Below are 22,795 nucleotides of genomic sequence, written 5' to 3' on the forward strand. Positions count from 1 at the left end.
CGGTGATCCATTTCCCCGCCGTCCGGCAGGGCCCGTTACGTGCCCTCAGCCTGCGACTTCTCGCCGCGATCGGCCTGGTGCTGATCATCGTCTTCGTGGTCTACGTGGACCGGGACGGCTACCGGGACGTCAACGAGGACAGCCTCACCCTGCTCGACTCCGCCTACTACGCGGTGGTCACCCTCTCGACCACCGGCTACGGCGACATCACCCCGACCTCGCCCTCGGCCCGGTTGGTGAACGTCCTGATCATCACCCCGGCCCGGGTGCTGTTCCTGATCATCCTGGTCGGCACGACGCTGGAAGTCCTGACCGAGCAGTACCGCACCAACCTCCGCATGACGCGGTGGAGGAAAACTGTGAAAGACCACGTCATCATCTGCGGTTACGGCACCAAGGGCCGCAGTGCCATCAGCGCCCTGCTGGAAACCGACTACGACAAGTCGAAGATCGTCGTGGTCGAGCGGAGCGCGACCGCCGTGCGGCAGGCCACCGCGGCCGGACTGGTCGCCATCGAGGGCTCGGCCACCCGGTCGTCGGTGCTCAACGAGGCACACGTCAAGAACGCCAAGGCGGTGATCATCGCAACCGACAGCGACGACGCGTCGGTCCTGGTCGCGCTCACCGTACGGCAGCTCACCGCAGGGCAGGTACGGATCATCGCGGCCGTACGGGAGGCCGAGAACGCGCCGCTCCTGAAGCAGAGCGGTGCGCACCACGTGATCGTCTCGTCGGCCACCGCCGGCCGCCTCCTCGGGCTCTCGACCTCCGCCCCGCCGCTGATCGACGTGGTCGAGGACCTGCTCACTCCGGGCCAGGGCATGGCGTTGGCGATGCGCTCGGCCGAGCGGCACGAGGTCGGCACCTCGCCCCGCGAGGTCGAGGCGCTGGTCATCGCGCTGATCCGGCGCGGCAAGGTGGTATCCGTGGTGGAGCCCGCCGGGGTACGGATCGAGACCGGGGACATGCTGGTCTACGTACGCGACGACCGGACGTCCCCGTCGACGGCCTGACCACTCAGACTGACCGCACCACGTCGACGGGCCCCACGGTTTTCCGTGAGGCCCGTCGACGTCTGTCGGTGGTGAACTACATGATGGTCCAGGTGTCACCGCTGTTGAGCAGGCCGGCGAGCTGCTGCTCCGGCGTCTCGCTGTTGCCCGCCACGGCGGTCGCGACCTGCTCCTGCACGATGCTGTCGTAGGACGGCCGGGACACCTTCCGGAGCACCCCGATCGGGGTGTTGCGCAGGTCGAACCCGGGCAGCCGGGAGAGCGCGAACGCGTACGCCGGCTCGGTCACCCCGCTGTCGTGCACGACGATGTCCTCGGGGCGTACGGCGGCGGTCTCGCGTACCTCCAGGCCGAAGCCGCCCGGCGTCTGTACGACGCAGAACTGCCCCTGCGCGCCGAACGTGATCGGCTGGCCGTGCTCCAGCCGGATCAGGTAGTCGTCGCGCGTACCCGGCTCCTTGAGCTGGTCGAACGCGCCGTCGTTGAAGATGTTGCAGTTCTGGTAGATCTCCACGAACGCCGACCCCTGGTGCTCGGCCGCGGCCCGGAGCACCGACTGGAGGTGCTTGCGGTCGGAGTCGATGGTGCGGGCGACGAAGGTCGCCTCCGCGCCGAGCGCCAGCGACAGCGGGTTGAACGGCGAGTCCGCCGAGCCGACCGGGGTCGACTTGGTGATCTTGCCGACCTCCGAGGTGGGGGAATACTGACCCTTGGTCAGGCCGTAGATCCGGTTGTTGAACAGCAGGATCTTCAGGTTGACGTTGCGGCGCAGCGCGTGGATCAGGTGGTTCCCGCCGATCGAGAGGGCGTCGCCGTCACCGGTGACCACCCAGACCGACAGGTCCGGCCGGGAGACCGACAGGCCGGTCGCGATCGCCGGGGCCCGCCCGTGGATCGAGTGCATCCCGTACGTGTTCATGTAGTACGGGAAGCGGGACGAGCAGCCGATGCCGGAGACGAACACGGTCCGCTCGCGCGGGATCTGCAACTCCGGCATGAACTGCTGGATCGCGGCCAGGATCGCGTAGTCACCGCAGCCGGGGCACCAGCGCACCTCCTGGTCGGACTTGAAGTCCTTGGCGGTGAGCTTGAGGGCGAGGGGCTCAGGCATTCTTCACTACCTCTTCCAGCATGGACTCCAGCTCGGCGGCGGTGAACGGCAGCCCCCGGACCTGGTTGTAGCTGATCGCGTCGACCAGGAACCGGGCCCGGATCACGTGCGCGAGCTGACCGAGGTTCATCTCCGGGATGACCACCCGGTCATACGCCTTCAGCACCTCGCCGAGGTTCGCCGGCATCGGCGACAGGTGGCGCAGGTGCGCCTGGGCCACCGAGAGCCCCTTCTGTCGCAGCGCGCGGCAGGCCGCGCCGATCGGGCCGTAGGTGGAACCCCAGCCGAGGACGAGCACCCGGGCGTCCCCGTCCGGATCCTCGACCTCGAGGTCCGGCACCGGGATGGCCTCGATCCGGGCCGCCCGGGTACGGACCATGAAGTCGTGGTTCGCCGGGTCGTACGAGATGTCACCGGTCTTGTCGGCCTTCTCCAGACCGCCGATCCGGTGTTCCAGACCCGCGGTGCCGGGGATCGCCCACGGTCGGGCCAGCGTCACCGGGTCGCGCAGGTACGGCAGGAACGTGGTGCCGTCCTCGCCGTTGGGCTCGGTCGCGAACTCGACCTGGAGGTCGGGCAGCGAGTCGACCTCGGGCAGCAGCCACGGCTCGGAGCCGTTGGCGACGTAGTTGTCCGAGAGCAGGATCACCGGCGTGCGGTACGTCAACGCGATCCTGGCCGCCTCGATCGCGGCGTGGAAGCAGTCCGACGGGGACCTCGGGGCGATCACCGCGACCGGTGCCTCGCCGTGCCGGCCGTACAGCGCCATGTTCAGGTCGGCCTGCTCGGTCTTGGTCGGCATACCGGTCGACGGACCGGCCCGCTGCACGTCGACGATGACCAGCGGCAGTTCCAGCGCCACCGCGAGCGAGATCGTCTCGCCCTTGAGGGCGACACCGGGGCCGCTGGTGGTGGTCACGCCGAGGGCGCCGCCGTACGACGCGCCCAGGGCCGCGCCGATCGCCGCGATCTCGTCCTCGGCCTGCACCGTCGTCACGCCGAACCGCTTGTGCTTGCTCAGCTCGTGCAGGATGTCCGAGGCCGGGGTGATCGGGTAGGCACCGAGGAAGACCGGCAGTTTCGCCCGTACGCCGGCGGCCACCAGGCCGAGCGAGAGCGCCGCGTTACCGGTGATGTTGCGGTACGTGCCGGGGCTCATCTTGGCCGGCTTGACCTCGTACCGGACGCCGAAGTCCTCGGTGGTCTCGCCGAAGTTCCAGCCGGCCTTGAAGGCGGCGGTGTTCGCCGCGATCAGCTCGGGGCGCTTGGCGAACTTGCGTTCGAGGAACCGGATCGTGGACGCGTACGGCCGGGAGTACATCCAGGAGAGCAGGCCGAGGGCGAACATGTTCTTGGCCCGCTCGGCGTCCTTCTTGGCGACGTTCAGCTCGGCGAGCGCCCCGATGGTCATCGAGGTCAGCGCGACCGGGTGCAGCGCGTAGCCGTCCAGGGAGCCGTCTTCGAGGGGGCTGACCGCGTAACCGACCTTGGCCAGGTTGCGCTTGGTGAACTCGTCGGTGTTGACGATGATGTCCGCGCCGCGGGGCAGGTCGGTGAGGTTCGCCTTGAGTGCCGCCGGGTTCATCGCGACCAGGACGTTCGGCGCGTCACCCGGGGTGAGGATGTCGTAGTCGGCGAAGTGCACCTGGAAGCTGGACACGCCGGGCAGGGTGCCGGCGGGTGCCCGGATCTCGGCCGGGAAGTTCGGCAGGGTCGAGATGTCGTTGCCGAGCTGCGCGGTTTCCGAGGTGAAGCGGTCGCCGGTGAGCTGCATCCCGTCGCCGGAGTCGCCGGCGAACCGGATCACCACCCGATCCAGTTGACGGACCTGCTTGGTCACGTGACCTCCTGTCGCCGGCGGCGGTTCGTACGCCAAATGGTCTGTCCCCGCCTGTCTCTCAACCGAGAGCCTACGTCGGACCCTTAGGTAAACCTTCCCCCAGGTCCGTCGGATGGGAAGGGCAAGAAAGCGCATTTGCCGGTATTTGCCGGGTGAAACTCGATCGACGTAACCCAGATCACTGGGGTTTGGGTCCGGTTCCCGATCCATCATCGCCCGAAGCCGGTGGCCGATGCCGCTGATTGCCCGGCCGCGGAACAAGTCCGCACGATCGCGATATCCGCCCCGGTCAGGGGGTGTGCCGCCGCAGCGTCACGGCCGCGAGGGTCAGCGCCAGCACCACCAGCAGGCCGGAGACCACGATCAGTCCGATCGCGGTCCGCTGGGTGCCGGTCAGCCCGTCGTCCGGACGTGAGACCGGTCGCACCACCGGGAGCAGCCCCTGGGAGCCGGCCGGCGCCGCGCCGGCCGCCGTCGAGGTGGAACTGGCCGCGACCGCGTTGATCCGGAAGCTCATCTGCATCCGGCTGGTCCGGCCGTGCGCCGGGGTGAGGGTGCCGATGGCGGCGCCGGACAGGGGTGCCATCCGCTGGGCGTCCGCCGTGGCGTTGACCGGCAGCCGGACCGTGGCGGTCTGTCCGGCCCGGATCGGGCCGAGGTCGCAGGCGACCCGTCGCGGCCCGGTGCCGTTCGGGTCGGGGCTGGCCGGATCGGTGCCGGTCGGCGCCGGAGCGCTCGGCGAGGGGCCGGTGGAGCGGCACCCGGCCGGCGGGGTGGGCACGGTGACGCCGGCCGGCAGCACGACCTCGGCGGTGCCCGCCGCGTCGGCCGTACCGGTGTTGCCGAGCCGGACCGACAGCGTCGTCGGCCCCCCGGTCACGTCGAAGTTGACCTCGTCGGCGCCGAGCGTCAGCCCGGCCGACGGTGGGCCGGGTGGGAAGAGCACCGCGAACCCCTCGTCGTCGGTCACCGCGGCCAGCGTCGGCCGGGCCGGGTCGGTGGCGCTGACCTGCACCGAGCCGTCCAGCGGCATCTGCTGCCAGGCGTCGGCCGCGACCGAGACCCGGATCCGGGCGGTGAACCGGGCACCCGCCGCGGCGGTCCAGGCGCCGCACCGGTACGTCCCGGCTCCGGCGGCCGAACAGCCCTGGGTGCCGGCGTCGGTGACACCCGCGGGCAGCGTGTACCGCATTCGGACGTGCTGCGGGACGTCACCGGTGTTCGCCACGGTGACGAGCAGGTCGGCGGTGGTGCTCCGGGCGCCCCAGTAGGCGCTGGTGAGGTTGATGTCGCCGGTGGTCACGGTGACGCCGAAACGGGGCTGGCCCGGCTGTGGGCGGGGCCTGGGCAGGGCGCTCGACGGTGTCGGGGAGGCCGGGACGGGGCCGGGGCCGCCGGTCACGGGGGGATCGTCCGGCGGGGGCGGCTCGGTCGGCACGACCGTTGTCGGCACGTCGGTCGGTGTCTCGGTGGTCGGCACCGAGGTGGGCGTGGGCGACGGTTGCTCGGTCTCCGGGGGCTGGCTCGGCTCCGGGTCTTCCGGGGTGGTCCCTCCGCCGCCGGGCTCTTCCGATTCGGGCACCATTCGCGTGCCGGCGGCGGCTGCCCAACCCGGTTCGGCAGCCGTGAGCGCGGCGAGTCCTCCGGCGGTGAGCACGACGAGCGCGGCGAGGGCCAGGGCGGCGCCCGTCACCACCCCGCGACCGGCGCGGTCGCCGACCCGACCGAGGGTGTGCGGGAACGCGCGAGTACGTGGTCCGAACTCGACGCCTGCCATCCAGCCCTCCGGTGGTTCCCCCGCTTGGTGAGTTCATTATTCGGCGCGGCCGGGCCGGGTACGGCGACTCCACACGGAACAAATCCGTAACGGGCGGGTGTCAGCGTCAGCATCTGTTGACGACCCGGGGCTCGTCAACGTATGTTGACGGTAAGGATGAGGAGGTGCCGTCATGCCACTGGTCGCACAACAGTCCGACGACGACCCCCGGCGGGCCCTGCGCGCCGCCGGGGAACTGCGCCGCAGCGCCGAGCGGGCCGAGGCGCTACAGGTACGGCGGGCCCGCAACGCCGGGCTGAACTGGCCCCAGATCGCCCTCGCGCTCGGCGTCACCCACCGGGAGGTCCGCCGCAGGTACGGCAGCCGCTACCGCCTGCCGGGCGCCGGTCGGCCCTGACCAACTCCCCGTACCGGTAGGCTCCCGCCCATGAGCGGCTACCTCGGCTCGTACGCGACGCTCGGGCTCCTGTTGCTCGCCAGCGTCCTGGTCTTCGTCGGCGCGTTCTCGGCGAACCGGGTGCTCCGCCCGGCCCACCCGGCCGACCCGCCCGGCAAGCGGGCCACCTACGAGAGCGGGGTCGACCCGGTCGGCAGCGGCTGGGCCCAGGTCCAGATCCGCTACTACGTCTACGCCTACCTCTACGTGCTCTTCGCGGTGGAGGCGGTGTTCCTCTTCCCCTGGGCGGTCGTGTTCGACCGGCCCGGGTTCGGCCTGGTCACCGTCGTCGAGATGGCGATCTTCGTGGCCGTACTGGCCCTGGGCATCCTCTACGCCTGGCGCAAGAACATCCTCCGCTGGTCCGACTGAGGGTCAGGAAGGGCGGGGCACTCAGGCCAGGCCGCGTCGGGAGAGCGCGGGCGGGCGGTCGCCCCGGATCGAGGCGACCATGTCGAGGGCCCGCCGGGTCTGGCGTACCTGGTGCGCCCGGAAGACCCGGGCACCCAACCAGGCGGAGACGGTGGTCGCCGCGAGGGTGCCCTCCAGTCGCTCGTCGACCGGTACGTCCAGCGTCTCGCCGACGAAGTCCTTGTTCGACAGGGCCACCAGCACCGGCCAGCCGGTCGCGGTCAGCTCGTCGAGCCGACGGGTGATCTCCAACGAGTGCCGGGTGTTCTTGCCGAAGTCGTGCGCCGGGTCGATCAGGATCCCGTCGGGGCGTACCCCGAGGGCGACCGCGCGTTCGGCGAGCCCGGTCACCGTCGACACGACGTCGGCCACCACGTCGTCGAAGGCCGCCCGGTGCGGCCGGGTACGCGGACTGAGCCCGCCTGCGTGCGAGCAGACCAGGCCCGTACCGGTCTCGGCGGCCACCTGGGCCAGTGCCGGGTCGGCACCCGACCAGGTGTCGTTGAGCAGGTCCGCACCGGCGCCCACCGCCTCGACCGCGACCTCGGCCCGCCAGGTGTCGATCGAGATCACCACGTCCGGGAAGGCTGCCCGTACGGCGGCGATGGTGGCCACCGTACGGCGGATCTCCTCGGCCACCCCGACCTCGGCCCCGGGACCGGCCTTCACACCACCGATGTCGATGATCTGGGCTCCCTCGGCCAGCGCCCGTTCCACCGCACGCAGGGCGGCGTCCGCGGCGAAGGTCGCGCCGCGATCGAAGAACGAGTCCGGCGTACGGTTCACGATCGCCATCACGGCCAGGTCACCGGGAGCGAAGGTCTGCGTACCCAGCCGTAACGTCCGACCCATCCGGAACCTCCCTCGAACCGACCACCGATGGTCCCGACGCTAACCGGCCGCCGACGACGGCGGTGCGACGGGACTCCGGCGGGGTGGCGGGGTCGCCCGGCCGGGTCGGGCGTGACACGATTCTTCTATGGGTCAGTTTCTCCTCCTCCTGGTTGTGGCGTTGACCGCCGCCGCGGTCGTCTTCGGCGTGACCGTGCTGTTGACCGGCACCGATCCCGGTCTGACGCCGGCCGAGCCGGACGGGCGCGCGGTGCCGCTGCCGGCCAGCCGTCCATTGGCGGAGTCCGATGTCAGCGACGTGCGGTTCGACACCGCGCTGCGCGGGTACCGGATGAGCCAGGTCGACCAGGCGTTCGCGCGGGCGGCCTACGACATCGGTTACAAGGACGAGCTGATCGGCGTGCTGGAGGCGGAGGTGGAGGCGTTGCGCGAGGGTCGCGGTGCGGACGCCGACGAGCTGCGCCGTGCCCGGGCGGCGGCTCTCGCGACGGCCGCCGCCGGTGCAGCGGTCGCCCAGAACGGCTCGCCGGCCCACCGGCCCGAGGTCGGGGACCCGGACGGCGTCATCCCGGCCGATTCCGGCGCCGGCGACCCGGACGCCGGCACGGGAGACTCCGGCGCCGCCCCGGCGGGTTCGGGCACGGCAGACACCGCCCCGGCCCGGACCGACATCGCACCCGCACAGACCGACGCCGCCACGGCCGAGACCGACTCCGACGGTGGATCCCTCCGGGACGCGACGGAGGAGGACGCGGGGGCACGGGCGGAGAGCGCGGGCCCGGGGCTCCGGTCGGAGCGCGGGTGACCGGGTCCACCGGTCCGGAAGCCTTCGACGATGCCGTACGGCAGCCGGGCGCGGGTGAGGTCACCGCGACGGTGATCGTGCGGGCGCCCGCGGCGACGGTGTTCGCCGGTTTCACCGCCTGGGAGCGGCAGGGCGAATGGATCCCGTTCACCAAGGTCCGGGTGGTCGAGGGCGACGGTGGCGAGGGCAGCCTGATCGAGGCGGTGACCACTGTCGGCCCGGCGGTCCTGCGGGACGAGATGCGGGTGATCCGGGTGGATGCCCCGTACGAGCTGCGGGTCCTGCACTGTGGACGGTTGCTGCGCGGGCCGGGCGTGCTGCGCTGCACCCCGATGGACCGCGAGCGGACCCAGGTGGTCTGGCACGAGTGGTTCCACCTGCCCGGCGGCACGGTCGGCCGGTGGGCCTGGCCGGTGCTCTGGCCCGGCTCGAAGTTCAGCCTCGGCCAGGCGCTGAAGCGGTTCGCCCGGCTGGTCGAGAGCGGGCAGTTGCCCTGATCACGGCCTTGCCGGCGGGTTAGCGCCGGCCGGCGGCCTGACCTACCGTAGTGACCGTGACGGATCTGGTGATCGGCGCGGACGGGCTGTCCCGGTGCGGTTGGGGCGCGAGCACGCCGGACTATGCGACATATCACGACCAGGAGTGGGGACGGCCGCTGCGCGGCGACGACGCCCTCTTCGAGCGGCTCACCCTGGAGGCGTTCCAGTCCGGGCTCTCCTGGCTGACCATCCTGCGCAAGCGCGAGGCGTTCCGGGTGGCGTTCGGCCGGTTCCACCTGGAGACCGTCGCCGGGTACGACGAGTCGGACGTCCAGCGGCTCCTGGGAAATGCCGGAATTGTCCGTAACCGGAGCAAGATCGAGGCGGCCATCAACAACGCCCGGGCCGCGCTCGACCTGCCCGACGGGCTCTCCGACCTGCTCTGGAGCTTCGCGCAGACCCGGCAGCGGGCCGAACCACTCACCTTCGCCGACGTGCCGGCGCGTACGCCGGAGTCGACCGCCCTGGCCAAGGCGCTCAAGCAGCGGGGCTTCCGGTTCGTCGGCCCGACCACGGCGTACGCGCTGATGCAGGCCACCGGAATGGTCGACGACCACCTGGTCGGCTGCCACGCCCGGCGGACGAACCCCACCGGTCGTTCCGAGCCGCCGGTAGCGGCCGTGATGGGATAGACCCATGGGTCAGCGGAACGAGACTCGGGCATGAACGCCTGGGCGGTGGTCATCAGCGACGAGCGGTACGAGGCGGAGCGGCTCTACCACCACGACAGCGTGGAGTTCACCGGGCTGGAAGGACCGCACCGGCCAGCCAACGGCGACCCGGTGCTGGTGCTGGTGCTGCGCGACGGCGGGAGCCCGCTCCTGGTGGCACTGGGCCGGGTCACCCCGTACGGGGTCGAGCAGGACCGGGACCCCGACGGTGAGGGCCCCGGAGCGCTGGTGGTGACGTACACCCGACGGGTTTTCGACGCCCCGACCGAGGTCCACCAGCTCACCCTCGACGGACCCCTGACCCCGGTCGACCCGGCCACCTACCGGACCCTGGCCGACCTGGTCGGACCGCCGCGCGACCGGCGCACCTGGCTGGTCAGCCTGGACCTGCCGATCGAGGCCGCGTCACCGGCCGAGGCGGTCGGAATCTTCTGGTCCTACGTACGCGACCTCGGGCCCCAGGAACTGCCGGCGTTCGTCTCCCCGGCCGGGAACGAACTGGCCATGCAGGCGTTCGTGCTCGGCGTCGAGGCCAACCAGGATCCGGAAGAGGACGACGACTAGGACCGGCCCCGGCGGTGGCCGCGTCCCGAGCGGCGGCGGGACCCGTCCCGCCGCCGTCGGTGTCCCGCAGGAGCGGCTCAGCGGCCGACGAAGACCGGCCGCTGCTTGTCGACGAAGGCCGCGGTGGCGGCCCGGTGGTCCTCGGTGGCACCACAGATCGCCTGCGCCTGGGCCTCGGCGGCGAGAGCCTCGGAGAGCGTGCCGGCGTCACCGACCGACAACTGCCGCTTGATCGCTCCGTACGCCACGGTCGGGCCGGCGGCGAGCCGGGCGGCCAGCGCCTGCGCGGCCGGGAGCACGTCGTCGTCGTTCTCCACGAGCTGGGTGAGCAGGCCCAGCCGGTCCGCCTCGGCGGCCGGTACGGGCTCGGCCAGCATCAGCAGCTCGACCGCCTTGGCGTGCCCGACGAGTCGGGGCAGCGACCAGGAGGCACCCGTGTCGGCGGCCAGGCCCACGTTGGCGAAGGCCATCAGGAAGGTGGTCCTGGGCCCGCCGATCCGGAAGTCGGAGAGGAACGCCAGCGACGCGCCCGCACCGGCGGCCATGCCCCGGACCGCGGCCACCACCGGCTTGGGCAGGTTGCCCAGCCGGGCCGCGATCGGGTTGTAGTGCGCCCGTACGGTGCCCAGCGGGTCGGCCCGGCCGGTGCGCAGGGTCTCGACGTGCTCGCGCAGGTCCTGACCGGTGCAGAAGGCCCGGCCGGCACCGGCGAGCACCACCGCGCGGCAGGACCGGTCGGTCTCCAACTCGGCGAGGGTGTCCCGTAACGCGACCTTGAGCGCGACGTTGAGCGAGTTCATCGCCTCGGGGCGGTTGAGGGTCAGGGTGACGACGGCGTCGGCACGCTCGATGAGCAACGGCTCGGTCACGATTTCTACGGGCCCTTCTGTCGGGGAACCTTGCTGACGTCGAGGCAGTGCTCGACGTACCGGTCGGCGGCGGGACGCAGGCGGGCCGCATGCCGGTCGAAGAAGGCGGCCGCGCTGGTGCCTGGCCACCGTTCCGGCAGCAGCGCCGGAGGCAACTGCGGATCCCGGAAGAGGAAGGTACGCCAGGCGTGCACCAGGCGGAAGCGGGCCGCGTACGCGTCCTCGTCACTGCTGCGTACGGTCACCGCGCCGACCAGGGCGCGTTGTTCGGCGATGAACCCCTCGTAGGCCCGGCCGATCTCGTCGAGGTCCCAGGCCCGGCGGACCAGGCCCATCGCGCCCGGAGTGCCGGCGGCGTGCGAGGCCGAGAACCGCTCGTAGCGCACCCCGGCCTCGCTGAGGACCCCGTCCACCTCCTCACCGGTGCGGGTGGCTACCCAGGTCTGCTCGTCGATCATGCCGTACCCGAGGAAGGCGAGGCTGGTGTCGAGCCGCTGGCGGTCCCGGCGGGCCGGTGGCGGTTGCAGCACGATGAGGTCGAACCGGCCATCCCAGCCGATCTTGCCGGTACGGTAGATTCGAGCAGCTGCCTCGTCCAACCGGCGGGCGGCTTTCGGGCTCAACAGATAACCGGGTCCGCTGCTCAGGCGGGCCGGATAGAGCCAGCCCTGACGGACCATGCGGGAGACCGCAGTCCGTACCGCCGGTGGCGCGATCCCCAGCGGTGCGAGAAGCTTGACCAGGGCGGCGACCGGCGCACGGCCACCTCGGCCGCGCAGATAGTCGCCGTACAGGTCGAAGAGTGCCGACCGTGCCTGCATGACCGCACATTGTGACAGCCCTTCGCAAGATATGCTAGACGCTGTTACAGCGTTGCTGGTTCGGTTTGGGTCCGGCGGTGTTCATCAGGGAAAATCGTGGGTCGGCACCGCGGGCCGTGAGCGCGGGTATGTCGACGAAGTGGATGTGGGGCAACCCACCGACCCTGGTGAAGGTCTGAGGGGAGACAACATGGCGGCGATGAAGCCGCGGACGGGCGACGGTCCGCTGGAAGTCACCAAGGAGGGCCGGGGCATCGTCATGCGGGTTCCGCTGGAGGGTGGTGGCCGGCTCGTCGTCGAGATGACTCCTGACGAGGCCAACGCGCTCGGTGACGCGCTGAAGGCCGCCGCGGGCTAAGTGATCACGAAGGTCCGGGCGCGCCGCGTGCCCGGACCTTCGTCCGTGCTGGGTCACCGGTGATGCCGGTGACCCAGCACGTTACCCGGGCCCCGAGCGCGGTGAAGCCGCGTCGACGGCCTGCTCGTTCCACGATCCCCTGGAGGTACGGTCGGCGTGCTGACCATTCGTCTCATCGCCGATCCCACCGGGTTCGACGCCCTCGCCCTGCCCGTCCGCCCCGTCGAAGCGACCGCGCCCGACCGGGGCCGGAGCACCGGGGAGACCGACCGCGACGAGGGTCCCCTCGCCGAACTGCCGCCGACCGCGCTGGCCCTGCCGGAGGACCTGCTCGCCGAGGCGACCGCGCTCCTGCCGCTGGTCGAACAGACCGGTTCGGCGGGCACCACCCATCTTTCGGTCCGGGCGCTGCGTCAGCCCAGCCGGCTGCTGCTGGTCGGCGTCGGAGCCGCCGACGAGGCCGGTTGGCGGGCCGCGGGAGCGGCGATCGCCCGTACCACTCGTGAGACTTCGATCACTATAGCGATGCCTGCCGATGTCACCCCGGAGGCCGTACGCGGGCTGGCCGAGGGACTGTGGCTGGCGTCGTACCGGTTCCGACTGGCCCAGGCGACCGAGCCCGCCGGCCTCACCGAGGTGCTGGTCGCGGTCGCCGATCCGGCCGCCCACGAGCCGGCCCTCGAACTGGCCCGGGTGACCGCCCGGACCACCCGGTTCGCCCGCGACCTGATCAACACGCCGTCCTCGACCAAGTCGCCGCAGTGGCTCGCCGACCAGATCGTCGCCGCCGCGGCCGAGCACCCCGGGCTGACCGTCAGCATCCGGGAACCCGAGCAGCTAGCCGCCGAGGGCTTCGGCGGCATCCTGGCCGTCGGGAACGGCTCGGCCACCGGCCCGCGCCTGGTCGAACTGAGCTGGCACCCGGCCGGCGCGAGCACCCATGTGGTGCTGGTCGGCAAGGGCATCACCTTCGACACCGGCGGCATCTCGATCAAGCCGCGCGAGGCGATGAAGCTGATGCGCAAGGACATGGCCGGCGCCGCCGCCATCGTCGCCGCCACCCTCGGGGCCGCCGAACTGCGACTACCGGTACGGATCACCGCGCTCGCCCCGCTCGCCGAGAACATGGTCAGCGGCTCGGCGTTCCGCCCCGGTGACGTGATCCGCCACTACGGCGGCCTGACCAGCGAGACCACCAACTCCGACGCCGAGGGGCGGCTGGTGCTCGCCGACGCGCTCGCGTACGCGGTCGAGCGACTCGCCCCGGACCTGCTGATCGACATCGCCACGCTCACCGGCGCCAACGCGGTGGCCCTCGGCAAGCGGCACGCCGCCCTCTACAGCGAGAACGACGAGCTGGCCGAGGCCCTGATCGGCGCCGGTCGTACCGCCGGGGAACTCGCCTGGCGGATGCCGCTGACCAACGACTACGTCGAGTACCTCGGCAGCGACATCGCCGACCTGTACAGCGCCCCGGCCAGCGGCGCCGGCTCGGTGACCGCCGCGCTGTACCTGCGCGAGTTCACCGGCCCCCTGCGCGACCGCTGGGTGCACGTCGACATGTCCGCACCCTCCTGGGCCGAGGGCAACGACGGCCCGGTGGTCAAGGGCGCCACCGGGTACGGCGTCCGTACGCTGCTGCGCTGGCTGGGCGACCTGGGATAGCCCTGCGCCGCTCGGGTGGGGTGTGATCCGTTGTTACGCCACGGGGAACGTGTCCCGGATGGTTACGTGTTGGCCTGGGACGGCTTGATGCCGTAGGTACGCCGACACCGTGAGGACGCGACATGGCTTCGCTCAGCTACTCCACGTACGTCGCGCCGCCCAAGCCGGCGGTCTCCGACGACCTGCCACCGGGCGAGACGCAGGAGGTGTGGTCCCCGACCACCTCCACCCTCATCTCGGGCGAGCGCGACGCGATCCTGGTCGACGCCCTGCTGACCACGGCCGAGGCGACCGGTCTGGCCGACTGGGTGGCCGCCAGCGGCAAGAACCTGACCACGATCTTCATCACCCACGGCCACGGCGACCACTTCTTCGGCACGTCGGTGGTGCTGGACCGCTTTCCGGCGGCGAAGGTCGTGGCTGCCGCCCACGTGGTCGAGCGGATGCGCCAGCAGCTCGGCCCGAAGTGGCTCGACGGCATCTGGCGGGTCCAGTTCCCCAACCAGCTGTCCGACCGTCTGGTGGTCGCCGAACCGCTGGCCGACCACACCCTGGACCTGGAGGGCGAGCGGCTGGTCGTGGTCGAACTCGGGCACAGCGACACCGACGACACCACCGCTCTCTACGTACCGTCCCTCGGGCTGGTGGTCGCCGGTGACTCCGTCTACAACGACGTCCACCTCTACCTCGGCGAGGCCGCCAACGGAGGAATCGGGGCGTGGCACGCGGCCCTGGACACCGTCGAGGCGCTGAACCCCACCTCGGTGGTCGCCGGGCACAAGCGCGACGGTGCCGACGACGGGCCGCACGTCATCGAGGAGACCCGCGGCTACCTGCGCGACTTCGAGGCCGGGATGGGACGGACGAACAGCACCCTGGAGCTGTACGACTACATGCTCGCGCTCTACCCCGACCGGGTGAACCGGGGCGTGCTGTGGAACTCGGCGCGGGCAGTGAAGGGCTGAACCCGGATCATCCCCGTTTGATCGCCGCCAGCAGTCCCTCACCCGACGGGAGCAGGGCCGGGATCCAGTCGTCGGACTCGCGTACCGCCTTGACGATCTCGCGTACGGTCACCGTGGTCAGGTCGCGGGCAGCCGGGTCGCCGATCCGTCCGCCGGCCATCGCGCCGTGCAGGACGAGCGCGCCGCCGGGGCGCAGCAACCGCAGGGCGGCCTCGACGCAGGCGCTGTACTCGGTGGCGTCGGCGTCGGCGAAGACCAGGTCGTACACCCCGTCGGCCAGCCGGGGCAGCACGTCCAGGGCCCGACCGGTGATGATCCGGGTACGCCCGGCCGGGAAGCCCGCCTCCTGGAAGATCCGCCGGGCGATGCGCTGGTGCTCTGCCTCCACGTCGATCGTGGTCAGTACGCCGTCGGGCCGCATCCCCCGGAGCAGCCACAACCCGCTCACACCGGTGCCGGTGCCGATCTCGACCACCGAACGTGCGCTGCCGGCGGCGGCCAGTAGTCGCAGGGTCGCGCCGACACCGGGCGTGATGGCCGGCAGGCCGACCTCCCGGGCCAGGCTGCGGGCGGTCTGCAGGACCAGGTCCTCGGCGACGTACGCCTCGGCGAACTGGAGTGCCTGGGCGGTCATCGGGGTGACTGACCGGGCGACCATGGCGATGGCGTACCTCCGGAAACGGTGCGGGGTGGACGGGGGCGTTGCGCTATGAGCCTAAGGGCGTTGGTACGTGATCGACAGTCGTCCCACCTGTTCCCCGTCCACGCCGGACCCAACCGCTGAATGCTCTTCGGCTATCCGTGCAATCCTGGAGGCGGAACCCGTACGCCCCGACCGGAGAGCGGCTCACGCCGTGTGGTCGGCGAACGCTTTCCGGGACGGACTGGGAGGGCACGTGACCGACGGCTGGAACTGGCGCCAGCCCGACGGGACCCCGACGACGGCACCTGTGCCGCCGACGGTGGGCCCGCCGGTGGCTATGCCAGCGGGACCTGGTGGTGTCGGGGGCGGGATGCCCCCCGTACCGGGTGGTGTCGGTGGGCCGCCGCCGCCGTCGGCCTGGTGGTCGGACGCGATGGCCGACCCGTGGCGGGATCCGCGGACCCACACCGCGGTGGTGGTGCAGGCGCCCCCGCTCGCGCCGAGCGCGCTGCCGGAGCTGGTCACCGACCCGGACGCGCCGCGCCAGCGGGGGACCCGCCCGGTCCTCCTGGTCGCGCTGGTCGCCGCCCTGCTGGCCGGCACACTCGGCGGCACGCTGGGTTACGTCTTCGCGTCCCGGGCCGGGGTCGGCGGGGGCGGGACCACGGTGCTGGGCCGCCAGGGCAACGAGGCGCCGGCCGCCGCGCAGCGCAAGCCGGACACGTTGGCGGGGGTGGCCGAGCGGCTGGCCCCGAGCGTCGTGACCGTGCGGGTCAACGGCAGCGGCGGTGCGAGCGTGGGTTCCGGCTTCGTCGCGTCCACCGACGGGTACGTGATCACCAACGACCACGTGGTCGAGGGGAGCAACGGGCGGGCGACGGTGGTCTTCAACGACGGGTCGACCACGGCCGCGACGGTGGTGGGCACCGACCCCGAGTCGGACCTCGCGGTGATCAAGGTGTCCCGGCCGGGTCTGGTGCCGGTCGAGTTCGGTGACTCGGAGTCGATCGCGGTCGGTGACCCGGTGCTGGCCTTCGGCACACCGCTGGCCCTGGCGAACACCGTGACGGCGGGGATCGTCAGCGCCCTGGACCGGACGATCAGCGCCGGTGAGCCGGGCGGGCAGGTGCGGTACTACGCGGCGATCCAGACCGACGCGGCGGTCAACCAGGGCAACTCCGGTGGGCCACTGGTCGACGGCGCGGGCCGGGTGATCGGCGTGAACTCGGTGATCAAGTCGCTGGCGGTGGACGATTCGGCGGCCGGCAACATCGGCCTCGCCTTCGCGATCCCGATCAACCAGGCCAAGCGGGTCGCCCAGGAGATCATCGACACCGGCAAGGCGCGTCGTACGGTGATCGGCGCCCAGGTCAGCGGCGCCGGGGTCGGTGCGGAGGGCGGCGTACGGGTCGCCGGGGTCGATCCGGCCGGGCCGGCTGCCGGTGCCGGTCTGCGTACCGGTGACGTGCTGCTCCGGCTGGACGGCCGGGTCCTGGAAGAACCAACTGATTTGATCGCCTTGGTCCGGAAATACGCGCCCGGATCGGTGGTGACCGTCGAGTACCGTCGCGGCACCGATCGGCAGAAGGCGTCAGTGACACTTGCCGCAGATGCGAAGTAGCCGGTCCACACCCCCTCCCGCATCCGCCCCCGGCGTGCGTAGTCTTGCCCTGGACCGGTACGAGGAGGCGGCGAGGTGTTCGAAAACCTGAACTGGTGGGAGATCGGCGCGCTGCTGCTCCTGGCGCTGCTGATCTTCGGCGACAAGCTGCCGACCGTGATCAACGACGGCCTGCGGATGCTGCGCAACCTGCGCCGGATGGCCACCAACGCGACCGGTGACCTGAGTCGCGAACTGGGCACCGACATCCAGCTCGAAGACCTGCACCCGAAGGCGTTCATCCGCAAGCACCTGCTCAGCGAGGATGACGAGGCCGCGCTGCGCAAGCCGCTGCAGGGGCTCTACGACACGGTGAAGTCCGACCTCAGCGGCGTACACGACGAGCTGAAGGACGTGGCCGCCGCGACCGACCTGCGCAACGGGGGCCGTACGACGAGCGTCGCCGGCAGCGGCTCCGAGGCGACCTCGGGGGCGGTCAACGGCGCCGCACCCGCCCAGGCGGTCACCCCGCAGGCGCGGTCGTACGACGACGACGCCACCTGAGCCACGACGACACCACCCTCAAGATCGCGCACATGTAGAGAAAGAGGGGCTTCGGTCAAGCGGGAAGCCACTCTTTCTCTACAAGAGTGCGGATCTTGAGGGGTGGGTGGGGGTGGTCAGCGACCGGCCGGGCGCAGTCCGAGCGGCTTGCCGATCAGCGACTCGCGGCGTACCGCTAGGCGGTCGGCGACCTTGTTCAGGGCCACCGAGGCGGGTGCGGTCGGGTCGGCGAGCACGATCGGGGTGCCCCGGTCACCGGCCTCGCGTACGCGGGTGTCGAGCGGGATCTGACCCAGCAGCGGGACCTGTGCGCCGACCACCCGGGTGAGCGACTCGGCGACCGCCGTACCGCCGCCGGAGCCGAAGACCTCCATCCGGGAGCCGTCGGGCAGTTCCAGCCAGGACATGTTCTCCACCACACCGACCAGGCGCTGGTGCGTCTGGAGGGCGATCGCCCCGGCCCGCTCGGCCACCTCGGCGGCGGCGGTCTGCGGGGTGGTGACAACCAGGATCTCGGCGTTGGGCAGCAGTTGGGCCAGGGAGATGGCCACGTCGCCGGTGCCCGGCGGAAGGTCGAGCAGGAGCACGTCCAACTCGCCCCAGTAGACGTCGACCAGGAACTGCTGCAACGCCCGGTGCAGCATCGGCCCGCGCCAGACCACGGCCGCGTTGCCGTCGGTGAACATCCCGATCGAGATGACCTTCACGCCGTGGGACTGCGGCGGCATGATCATGTCCTCGACCCGGGTCGGCCGGGCCTCGGTGCCGAGCATCCGGGGCACCGAGTGGCCGTAGATGTCCGCGTCGACCACACCGACGGAGAGCCCGCGGGCGGCCAGGGCGGCGGCCAGGTTGACCGTCACGCTCGACTTGCCCACCCCGCCCTTGCCGCTGGCGACCGCGTACACCCTGGTCCGGGAGCCGGGCTGGGCGAACGGGATGACCGGCTCCTCGGTCGCGCCACTGCCGCCGCGCAGCCGCTGTTGCAGGGACTGCCGCTGCTCCGGCGTCATCACGCCGAAGTCGATCTCCACGCCGGTGATCCCGGGCACTGCGGTCACGGCGGCCGTGATGTCCGTACGCAGCTTGTCCCTGAGCGGGCAGCCGGCGACGGTGAGCAGGAGCTCGACGCGTACCAGGCCGTCCGTTCCGACCTCGGCGGAGCGCACCATGCCGAGCTCCGTGATGGGCCGGCGGATCTCCGGATCGTCGACGGTGGCCAGGGCGGCCATGACCGCTTCCTCGACGGTGCTGACTGGTGCTGACATGACCGCCATGGTACGTCGCATACGGGATCCCGGTGGCGGTCGCGGGTACCCGGTGTGAGCGATCAGATTCGCAGCCGGGCGTCGGAGCCCCCGATCCGCCGGTTGGTCGGATGCTCGATCCGGTCCGCATGATGGACGCGGATGCACCGATTTGAGGCTGGACGCCGTACCCGTCCGGGTGTAACGATCGTTGCGGTTGGCCGCGCGCCTAGCCCCTTGAGGCGCGCGGCTTGCTCTTTGTCCAGGTCAGAGCGGTGCCGGTGGCCCGAGCGGCGCTCACTCGACGTCCAGCTCGTCGACCGGTTCGTCGATGTTCTCCGCCGGCACCGGGCGGCCCGAACTCTGCTGCCGGTCCTTGCGGTACTGCCGCTGCTCCAGCCGCTGCCGGCGCTGCGCCTGCTCGTCCAACTCCTCGGCCAGCCGGCTCAGCTCGGAGCGCAGGAAGTCGCGGGTGGCCACCTCGCCGAGGGCGATCCGGAGCGCGGCGATCTCCCGGGCCAGATACTCCGTGTCCGCCTTCTGCAGTGCCGCCCGTCGCCGGTCCTCCTCGGCCGCGAGCCGGTCCCGGGCCGCCTGCCGGTTCTGTGCCAGCAGGATCAGTGGCGCCGCGTACGACGCCTGCAACGACAACAGCAGGGTCAGGAACGTGAACGTGTACGGGTCGAACCGCAGTTCCCGGGGCGCGAGCGTGTTCCAGAGCAGCCAGATCGCGATCACGATGGTCATGTAGACGATGAAGTTCGCCGTACCCATGCCCCGGGCGATCGCCTCCGACCAGCGGCCGAACGCCTCCGGGTCGAACCGGGGCAGGCGCAACCGGCGCGGCTCGCGTGGCTGGTCGAGTCGTTCCACCCGACGCGGCTCAGTCATCGTCGCCCACCGGCGTACGCCCGTCGCCCCGGCCGCTCGCCGGCCCGTTCGTCTCGCCCGACCTGGCCGTCGTGCTCACCGCCGCGTCCCGGTCGCGCCAGTCGGACGGCAGCGAATGATCGAGTACGTCGTCCACGGTGACCGCGCCCACCAGCCGGCTGGACGGGTCGATCACCGGGAAGGCGACCAGGTCGTACGTTGCCATCCGGCGGGTGACCTCGTTCAGTCCGGTGGTCGGTTGCAGCGGGTCGATGTCGTTGATCAGCAGGTTGCCGAGCAGTTCCGCCGGTGGCTCGCGGAGCAGCCGCTGGAAGTGCACCATGCCGAGGTACCGGCCGGTCGGGGTGGCCATCGGTGGCCGGACGATGAAGACCTGGGCGGCGATGGCGGGGGAGAGCTGCGGGTCACGGATCCGGGCCAGCGCCTCGGCGACGGTGGCGTCCGGCGGCAGGATCACCGGCTCGGAGGTCATCAGGCTGCCGGCCGTACCGGACTGGTACTTCAGCAGTTGACGTACCGGATCGGCCTCGTCCGGTTCCATCATGTCGAGGAGCATGTCCTGCTCCGGCGGGGGCAGCTCGCTGAGCAGGTCGGCGGCGTCGTCCGGGTCCATCTCCTCCAGCACGTCGGCGGCCCGTTCCCGGTCCAGCCCGGCCAGGATCTCCACCTGGTCGTGCTCGGGCAGCTCACCCAGCACGTCGGCCAGGCGCTCGTCGTCCAGGGCGGCGGCGACCTCGTTGCGGCGGGCGTCCGGCAGGTCCTGGAGCGCGTTGGCGAGGTCGGCCGGGCGCATGTTCTCCAGCACCGAGAGCAGGTTGGCCGTGCCCCGGGTCTCCGGCAGCCCAAGCAGGCCGCCCGCCCGTTCCCACTCCAACTGGTGCAGGTGCCCCCGGCGGCTGAGCCGGCTGGTCTGCTCCCGTACGGCGACCCGGGTCAGGGACCATTCGCCCTGGCGGTTGGCCTCCATCGCCACGTCGACGACGGTGCCGGGGCGACCGGTCGGTTCGATGATCACCCGCCGGTCGAGCAGGTCCTCCAGCACCAGCAGCTCGTTCGGGCGTTTCTCGAACCGGCGCAGGTTGAGCGTGCCGCTGGCGAGCAGCACCGACTCGGCGTCGATGGTGGTGATCCAGTTGATCGAGAGGAAGATCCGCCGTCGCATCGCCAGCTCCGCCACCAGCCCCACAACCTGAGGGTTGCGGCTGGAGGTCCGCAGTCGGGCGACCGCGTCCCGGATCCGGCCGACCTGATCTCCGTTGGGGTCGAAGACGGCCAGTCCGGCAAGACGGGCGATGTACACCCGGGTCGGCGTGGTCACGTGGGTCAGCCTATGCGCCTAGGCTTTACCAACATGTCGACCTTGGCGTACGAGATCGTGGACGTCTTCACCGACCGTCCCTTCGCCGGCAACCCGCTCGCGGTCGTCTTCGACGCCCAGGCGCTGGCCACCGAGCAGATGCAGATCATCGCGCGGGAGTTCAACCTCTCCGAGACGGTGTTCGTGCTGCCGTCGACCGCCAGCACCGCGACGTACCGGGCCCGGATCTTCACCCCGGAGCGGGAACTTCCGTTCGCCGGGCATCCGAGCATCGGCGCCGCGGTGACCGCCCGTAGGCGCGGCTGGTTCGGTGCCGCGCAGGTGGTCCAGGAGTGCGGGGCCGGGCTGCTTCCGATCGAGGTGGCCGGCGACCGGGCCACGGTCACCGGCGCCGGACCGACGCTCGGCCCGGAACTGGACGTGGAACCGCTGCTGGCGATGGTCGGGCTGACCTCCATGGACTTCGTCGGGCCGGCTCCCCGGGTGGCCGGCTGCGGGCTGGAGTTCCCGTACCTGTCGGTCCGGGCGGAGGCACTGGGCCGGGTGTTGCTGAACGCCCCGGCGGCGGTACGTGCCGGAGTCGAGCACCTGAGCGTCTTCGCCTGGCACGCCGACGAGCGGACCGCGTACGCCCGGGTCTTCGCCCCGGGTGTCGGGGTGCCGGAGGATCCGGGCACCGGATCGGCCGCCCTCGGCCTGGGTGTGTGGTTGGTCACCAGCGGGCTGCTGCCGGGGGAGGGGATTTCGTCGTACACCGTGCGGCAGGGTGCGGAGATCGAGCGCCCGTGCCTGCTGGAGTGCACGGTGACCGCGGCCGACGGGGTCGCGCTCGGCGCCACGGTCGCCGGCCAGGTGGTCCCGATCGCCGCCGGCCAGATCACCGTCCCGCCCTTCGTCGGCTGACCTGGGCCGCGTGCGGCGGCGTAGGGCGCGGTCGGGCAGTCCTGCCCGACCCAGCCGCACTCCTCGCCCGTCTCGTCCGCCAGGAGCCACAACGCGGCAAGGGCTCACATCAAAGATGCTGTATTCACATCATCTTTGATGTGAGAGGTCGATTCGTTGTATGTCTGGGCGGTCGCCGCGCCCATGCCCGGGCTCAAAATCGCGCACCGATCCGGCCGGTCAGCGGCGGCGGACGCGGTGCAGGCGGAACGGCTTGCGGGTCTGGCGCACGGCAGGGGACTCCCGAGGGGTCGCGGCCTCGGAGCCGTTCGGCAGCGAGGCGCCCTCGGCGAGCGGGGCGCCGGCCGGGGCGAGCCGGTTGAGCGCGCATCCGCTGGCCGCCCAGCGTTCGATCAGCTCGGTTGCCGTACCGGCGGCGTTGAGGCGTTTGGCGGCGACCAGCGGGGCGCTGGCCTCCCACTGCTCGGTGCCGGGCAGCAACCGGGTCACCTCGGCCGGCCAGGTGACGATCCGACCCCCGTGGTCGCCGCGCAGGGTCACCGCGGCTGTGGTGGTGTCGGCAAGTCCGGGGGCGGCCTGCTCGCCCGGACCGCTGACCACGTAGAGGGCGCCTTCCAGTGGCATGCACCACAGCGCCAGGCCGGGACCGCCGTCGACCGACACCCAGGCCATGGCGGCCTTCTTCATCGCCTCTTCGATCAGCGGTGACGGGCCGACCTCCGGCACCGGCGGGCTCTGTACGCCATTCTCGTCAGTCACCCCTGCATCCTCCCGCAGCCGCCGGCCCGCTGTCGCCGAACACCCCCGCTGACCACCCCGCCGGACACCGACGTCTCGCCGCTCGGCGACTACCGCTCACGGGCATGGCGGGGCATAAGCCTTGACAGGGGCGTTTCATGATCGAAACGCTGTGGTGATCTCCATCGGGTGTG

24 protein-coding genes are annotated in these 22,795 nt (G+C 71.5%); 13 read left to right on the plus strand and 11 right to left on the minus strand.

Annotation, left to right across the window (positions count from 1 at the left end):
• Positions 1 to 2: 2 nt before the first annotated feature.
• Positions 3 to 1,013, plus strand: a complete 1,011-nt coding sequence (locus OIE47_RS16635; protein WP_326562395.1) for a potassium channel family protein — start codon at positions 3 to 5, stop codon at positions 1,011 to 1,013.
• A 76-nt stretch (positions 1,014 to 1,089) separates the two neighbouring features.
• On the opposite strand, the gene OIE47_RS16640 is transcribed toward OIE47_RS16635, so the two are convergent.
• From OIE47_RS16640 to OIE47_RS16650, 3 genes are all read right to left on the minus strand, one after another.
• A complete protein-coding gene (locus tag OIE47_RS16640; protein WP_326562396.1) occupies positions 1,090 to 2,124 on the minus strand; it encodes a 2-oxoacid:ferredoxin oxidoreductase subunit beta in 1,035 nt (344 codons plus the stop codon).
• On the minus strand, positions 2,117 to 3,964 hold the full coding sequence (locus tag OIE47_RS16645; RefSeq protein ID WP_326562397.1) for a 2-oxoacid:acceptor oxidoreductase subunit alpha: 1,848 nt from the start codon (positions 3,962 to 3,964) through the stop codon (positions 2,117 to 2,119). The genes OIE47_RS16640 and OIE47_RS16645 overlap by 8 nt, the downstream gene beginning before the upstream one ends.
• Before the next feature lie 289 nt (positions 3,965 to 4,253).
• Positions 4,254 to 5,741, minus strand: a complete 1,488-nt coding sequence (locus OIE47_RS16650; RefSeq protein WP_326562398.1) for a hypothetical protein — start codon at positions 5,739 to 5,741, stop codon at positions 4,254 to 4,256.
• A gap of 172 nt (positions 5,742 to 5,913) precedes the next feature.
• Here OIE47_RS16650 and OIE47_RS16655 point away from each other — a divergent pair, with 172 nt between their 5' ends.
• On the plus strand, positions 5,914 to 6,138 hold the full coding sequence (locus OIE47_RS16655) for a helix-turn-helix domain-containing protein (protein ID WP_326562399.1): 225 nt from the start codon (positions 5,914 to 5,916) through the stop codon (positions 6,136 to 6,138).
• Between the two features lie 30 nt (positions 6,139 to 6,168).
• Positions 6,169 to 6,549, plus strand: a complete 381-nt coding sequence (gene ndhC, locus OIE47_RS16660; RefSeq protein WP_326562400.1) for an NADH-quinone oxidoreductase subunit A — start codon at positions 6,169 to 6,171, stop codon at positions 6,547 to 6,549.
• A gap of 21 nt (positions 6,550 to 6,570) precedes the next feature.
• Here the strand turns inward: ndhC and folP are convergent, their stop codons facing one another.
• Complete coding sequence (gene folP, locus OIE47_RS16665) at positions 6,571 to 7,440, minus strand: dihydropteroate synthase (RefSeq protein WP_326562401.1); 870 nt, start codon at positions 7,438 to 7,440, stop codon at positions 6,571 to 6,573.
• A gap of 127 nt (positions 7,441 to 7,567) precedes the next feature.
• Between folP and OIE47_RS16670 the strand changes: the two genes are divergently transcribed.
• Genes OIE47_RS16670 through OIE47_RS16685 form a run of 4 tightly spaced genes read left to right on the plus strand, consistent with a single transcriptional unit; the run spans position 7,568 to position 10,019 of the window.
• The gene (locus OIE47_RS16670) at positions 7,568 to 8,245 is read left to right on the plus strand and encodes a DivIVA domain-containing protein (RefSeq protein WP_326562402.1); all 678 of its coding nucleotides are present in this window, start codon (positions 7,568 to 7,570) and stop codon (positions 8,243 to 8,245) included.
• Positions 8,242 to 8,742: an SRPBCC family protein gene (locus OIE47_RS16675; RefSeq protein WP_326562403.1), complete on the plus strand. Its 501-nt coding sequence runs from the start codon at positions 8,242 to 8,244 to the stop codon at positions 8,740 to 8,742. Before OIE47_RS16670 ends, OIE47_RS16675 begins: the two co-directional genes overlap by 4 nt.
• Positions 8,743 to 8,798: 56 nt before the next feature.
• Entirely contained in the window at positions 8,799 to 9,416 is a 618-nt protein-coding gene (locus OIE47_RS16680) for a DNA-3-methyladenine glycosylase I (protein WP_326562404.1), read from the plus strand.
• 30 nt (positions 9,417 to 9,446) lie between these two features.
• Complete coding sequence (locus OIE47_RS16685) at positions 9,447 to 10,019, plus strand: hypothetical protein (RefSeq protein WP_326562405.1); 573 nt, start codon at positions 9,447 to 9,449, stop codon at positions 10,017 to 10,019.
• Between the two features lie 77 nt (positions 10,020 to 10,096).
• Here OIE47_RS16685 and OIE47_RS16690 read toward each other — a convergent pair whose 3' ends face one another.
• Positions 10,097 to 10,888 (minus strand): enoyl-CoA hydratase-related protein, encoded by a 792-nt coding sequence (locus OIE47_RS16690; protein ID WP_326562406.1) that lies wholly within the window; start codon positions 10,886 to 10,888, stop codon positions 10,097 to 10,099.
• 5 nt (positions 10,889 to 10,893) lie between these two features.
• The gene (locus tag OIE47_RS16695) at positions 10,894 to 11,709 is read right to left on the minus strand and encodes a PaaX family transcriptional regulator (protein WP_326562407.1); all 816 of its coding nucleotides are present in this window, start codon (positions 11,707 to 11,709) and stop codon (positions 10,894 to 10,896) included.
• Positions 11,710 to 11,899: 190 nt separating this feature from the next.
• On the opposite strand from OIE47_RS16695, the gene OIE47_RS16700 reads away from it, so the two are divergent.
• The 3 genes from OIE47_RS16700 (at position 11,900) to OIE47_RS16710 (ending at position 14,697) form a co-directional block, all read left to right on the plus strand.
• A complete protein-coding gene (locus OIE47_RS16700) occupies positions 11,900 to 12,067 on the plus strand; it encodes a DUF3117 domain-containing protein (RefSeq protein ID WP_007455245.1) in 168 nt (55 codons plus the stop codon).
• A gap of 156 nt (positions 12,068 to 12,223) precedes the next feature.
• A complete protein-coding gene (locus OIE47_RS16705) occupies positions 12,224 to 13,732 on the plus strand; it encodes a leucyl aminopeptidase family protein (protein ID WP_326562408.1) in 1,509 nt (502 codons plus the stop codon).
• 122 nt (positions 13,733 to 13,854) lie between these two features.
• Complete coding sequence (locus tag OIE47_RS16710; protein ID WP_326562409.1) at positions 13,855 to 14,697, plus strand: MBL fold metallo-hydrolase; 843 nt, start codon at positions 13,855 to 13,857, stop codon at positions 14,695 to 14,697.
• A 7-nt stretch (positions 14,698 to 14,704) separates the two neighbouring features.
• On the opposite strand, the gene OIE47_RS16715 is transcribed toward OIE47_RS16710, so the two are convergent.
• The gene (locus OIE47_RS16715; RefSeq protein WP_326563123.1) at positions 14,705 to 15,331 is read right to left on the minus strand and encodes an O-methyltransferase; all 627 of its coding nucleotides are present in this window, start codon (positions 15,329 to 15,331) and stop codon (positions 14,705 to 14,707) included.
• 262 nt (positions 15,332 to 15,593) lie between these two features.
• Here OIE47_RS16715 and OIE47_RS16720 point away from each other — a divergent pair, with 262 nt between their 5' ends.
• Both OIE47_RS16720 and OIE47_RS16725 read left to right on the plus strand, forming a co-directional pair.
• A complete protein-coding gene (locus OIE47_RS16720; RefSeq protein ID WP_442792109.1) occupies positions 15,594 to 16,961 on the plus strand; it encodes a S1C family serine protease in 1,368 nt (455 codons plus the stop codon).
• Positions 16,962 to 17,036: 75 nt separating this feature from the next.
• Positions 17,037 to 17,504 carry a preprotein translocase subunit TatB gene (locus tag OIE47_RS16725; protein WP_326562410.1) on the plus strand — a complete coding sequence of 156 codons (468 nt, stop codon included), beginning with the start codon at positions 17,037 to 17,039 and terminating at the stop codon, positions 17,502 to 17,504.
• A 116-nt stretch (positions 17,505 to 17,620) separates the two neighbouring features.
• Here OIE47_RS16725 and OIE47_RS16730 read toward each other — a convergent pair whose 3' ends face one another.
• The 3 genes from OIE47_RS16730 to OIE47_RS16740 form a co-directional block, all read right to left on the minus strand.
• Complete coding sequence (locus OIE47_RS16730; RefSeq protein WP_326562411.1) at positions 17,621 to 18,772, minus strand: Mrp/NBP35 family ATP-binding protein; 1,152 nt, start codon at positions 18,770 to 18,772, stop codon at positions 17,621 to 17,623.
• 276 nt (positions 18,773 to 19,048) lie between these two features.
• Positions 19,049 to 19,642 (minus strand): DUF1003 domain-containing protein, encoded by a 594-nt coding sequence (locus OIE47_RS16735; protein ID WP_326562412.1) that lies wholly within the window; start codon positions 19,640 to 19,642, stop codon positions 19,049 to 19,051.
• Positions 19,635 to 20,960: a magnesium transporter MgtE N-terminal domain-containing protein gene (locus OIE47_RS16740; protein ID WP_326562413.1), complete on the minus strand. Its 1,326-nt coding sequence runs from the start codon at positions 20,958 to 20,960 to the stop codon at positions 19,635 to 19,637. Before OIE47_RS16740 ends, OIE47_RS16735 begins: the two co-directional genes overlap by 8 nt.
• Positions 20,961 to 20,993: 33 nt before the next feature.
• Here OIE47_RS16740 and OIE47_RS16745 point away from each other — a divergent pair, with 33 nt between their 5' ends.
• On the plus strand, positions 20,994 to 21,863 hold the full coding sequence (locus OIE47_RS16745) for a PhzF family phenazine biosynthesis protein (protein WP_326562414.1): 870 nt from the start codon (positions 20,994 to 20,996) through the stop codon (positions 21,861 to 21,863).
• 219 nt (positions 21,864 to 22,082) lie between these two features.
• Here OIE47_RS16745 and OIE47_RS16750 read toward each other — a convergent pair whose 3' ends face one another.
• A complete protein-coding gene (locus OIE47_RS16750; RefSeq protein WP_326563125.1) occupies positions 22,083 to 22,550 on the minus strand; it encodes a hypothetical protein in 468 nt (155 codons plus the stop codon).
• Positions 22,551 to 22,795 lie beyond the last annotated feature (245 nt).

Source organism: Micromonospora sp. NBC_01796 (assembly GCF_035917455.1).
Classification (GTDB): domain Bacteria; phylum Actinomycetota; class Actinomycetes; order Mycobacteriales; family Micromonosporaceae; genus Micromonospora_G.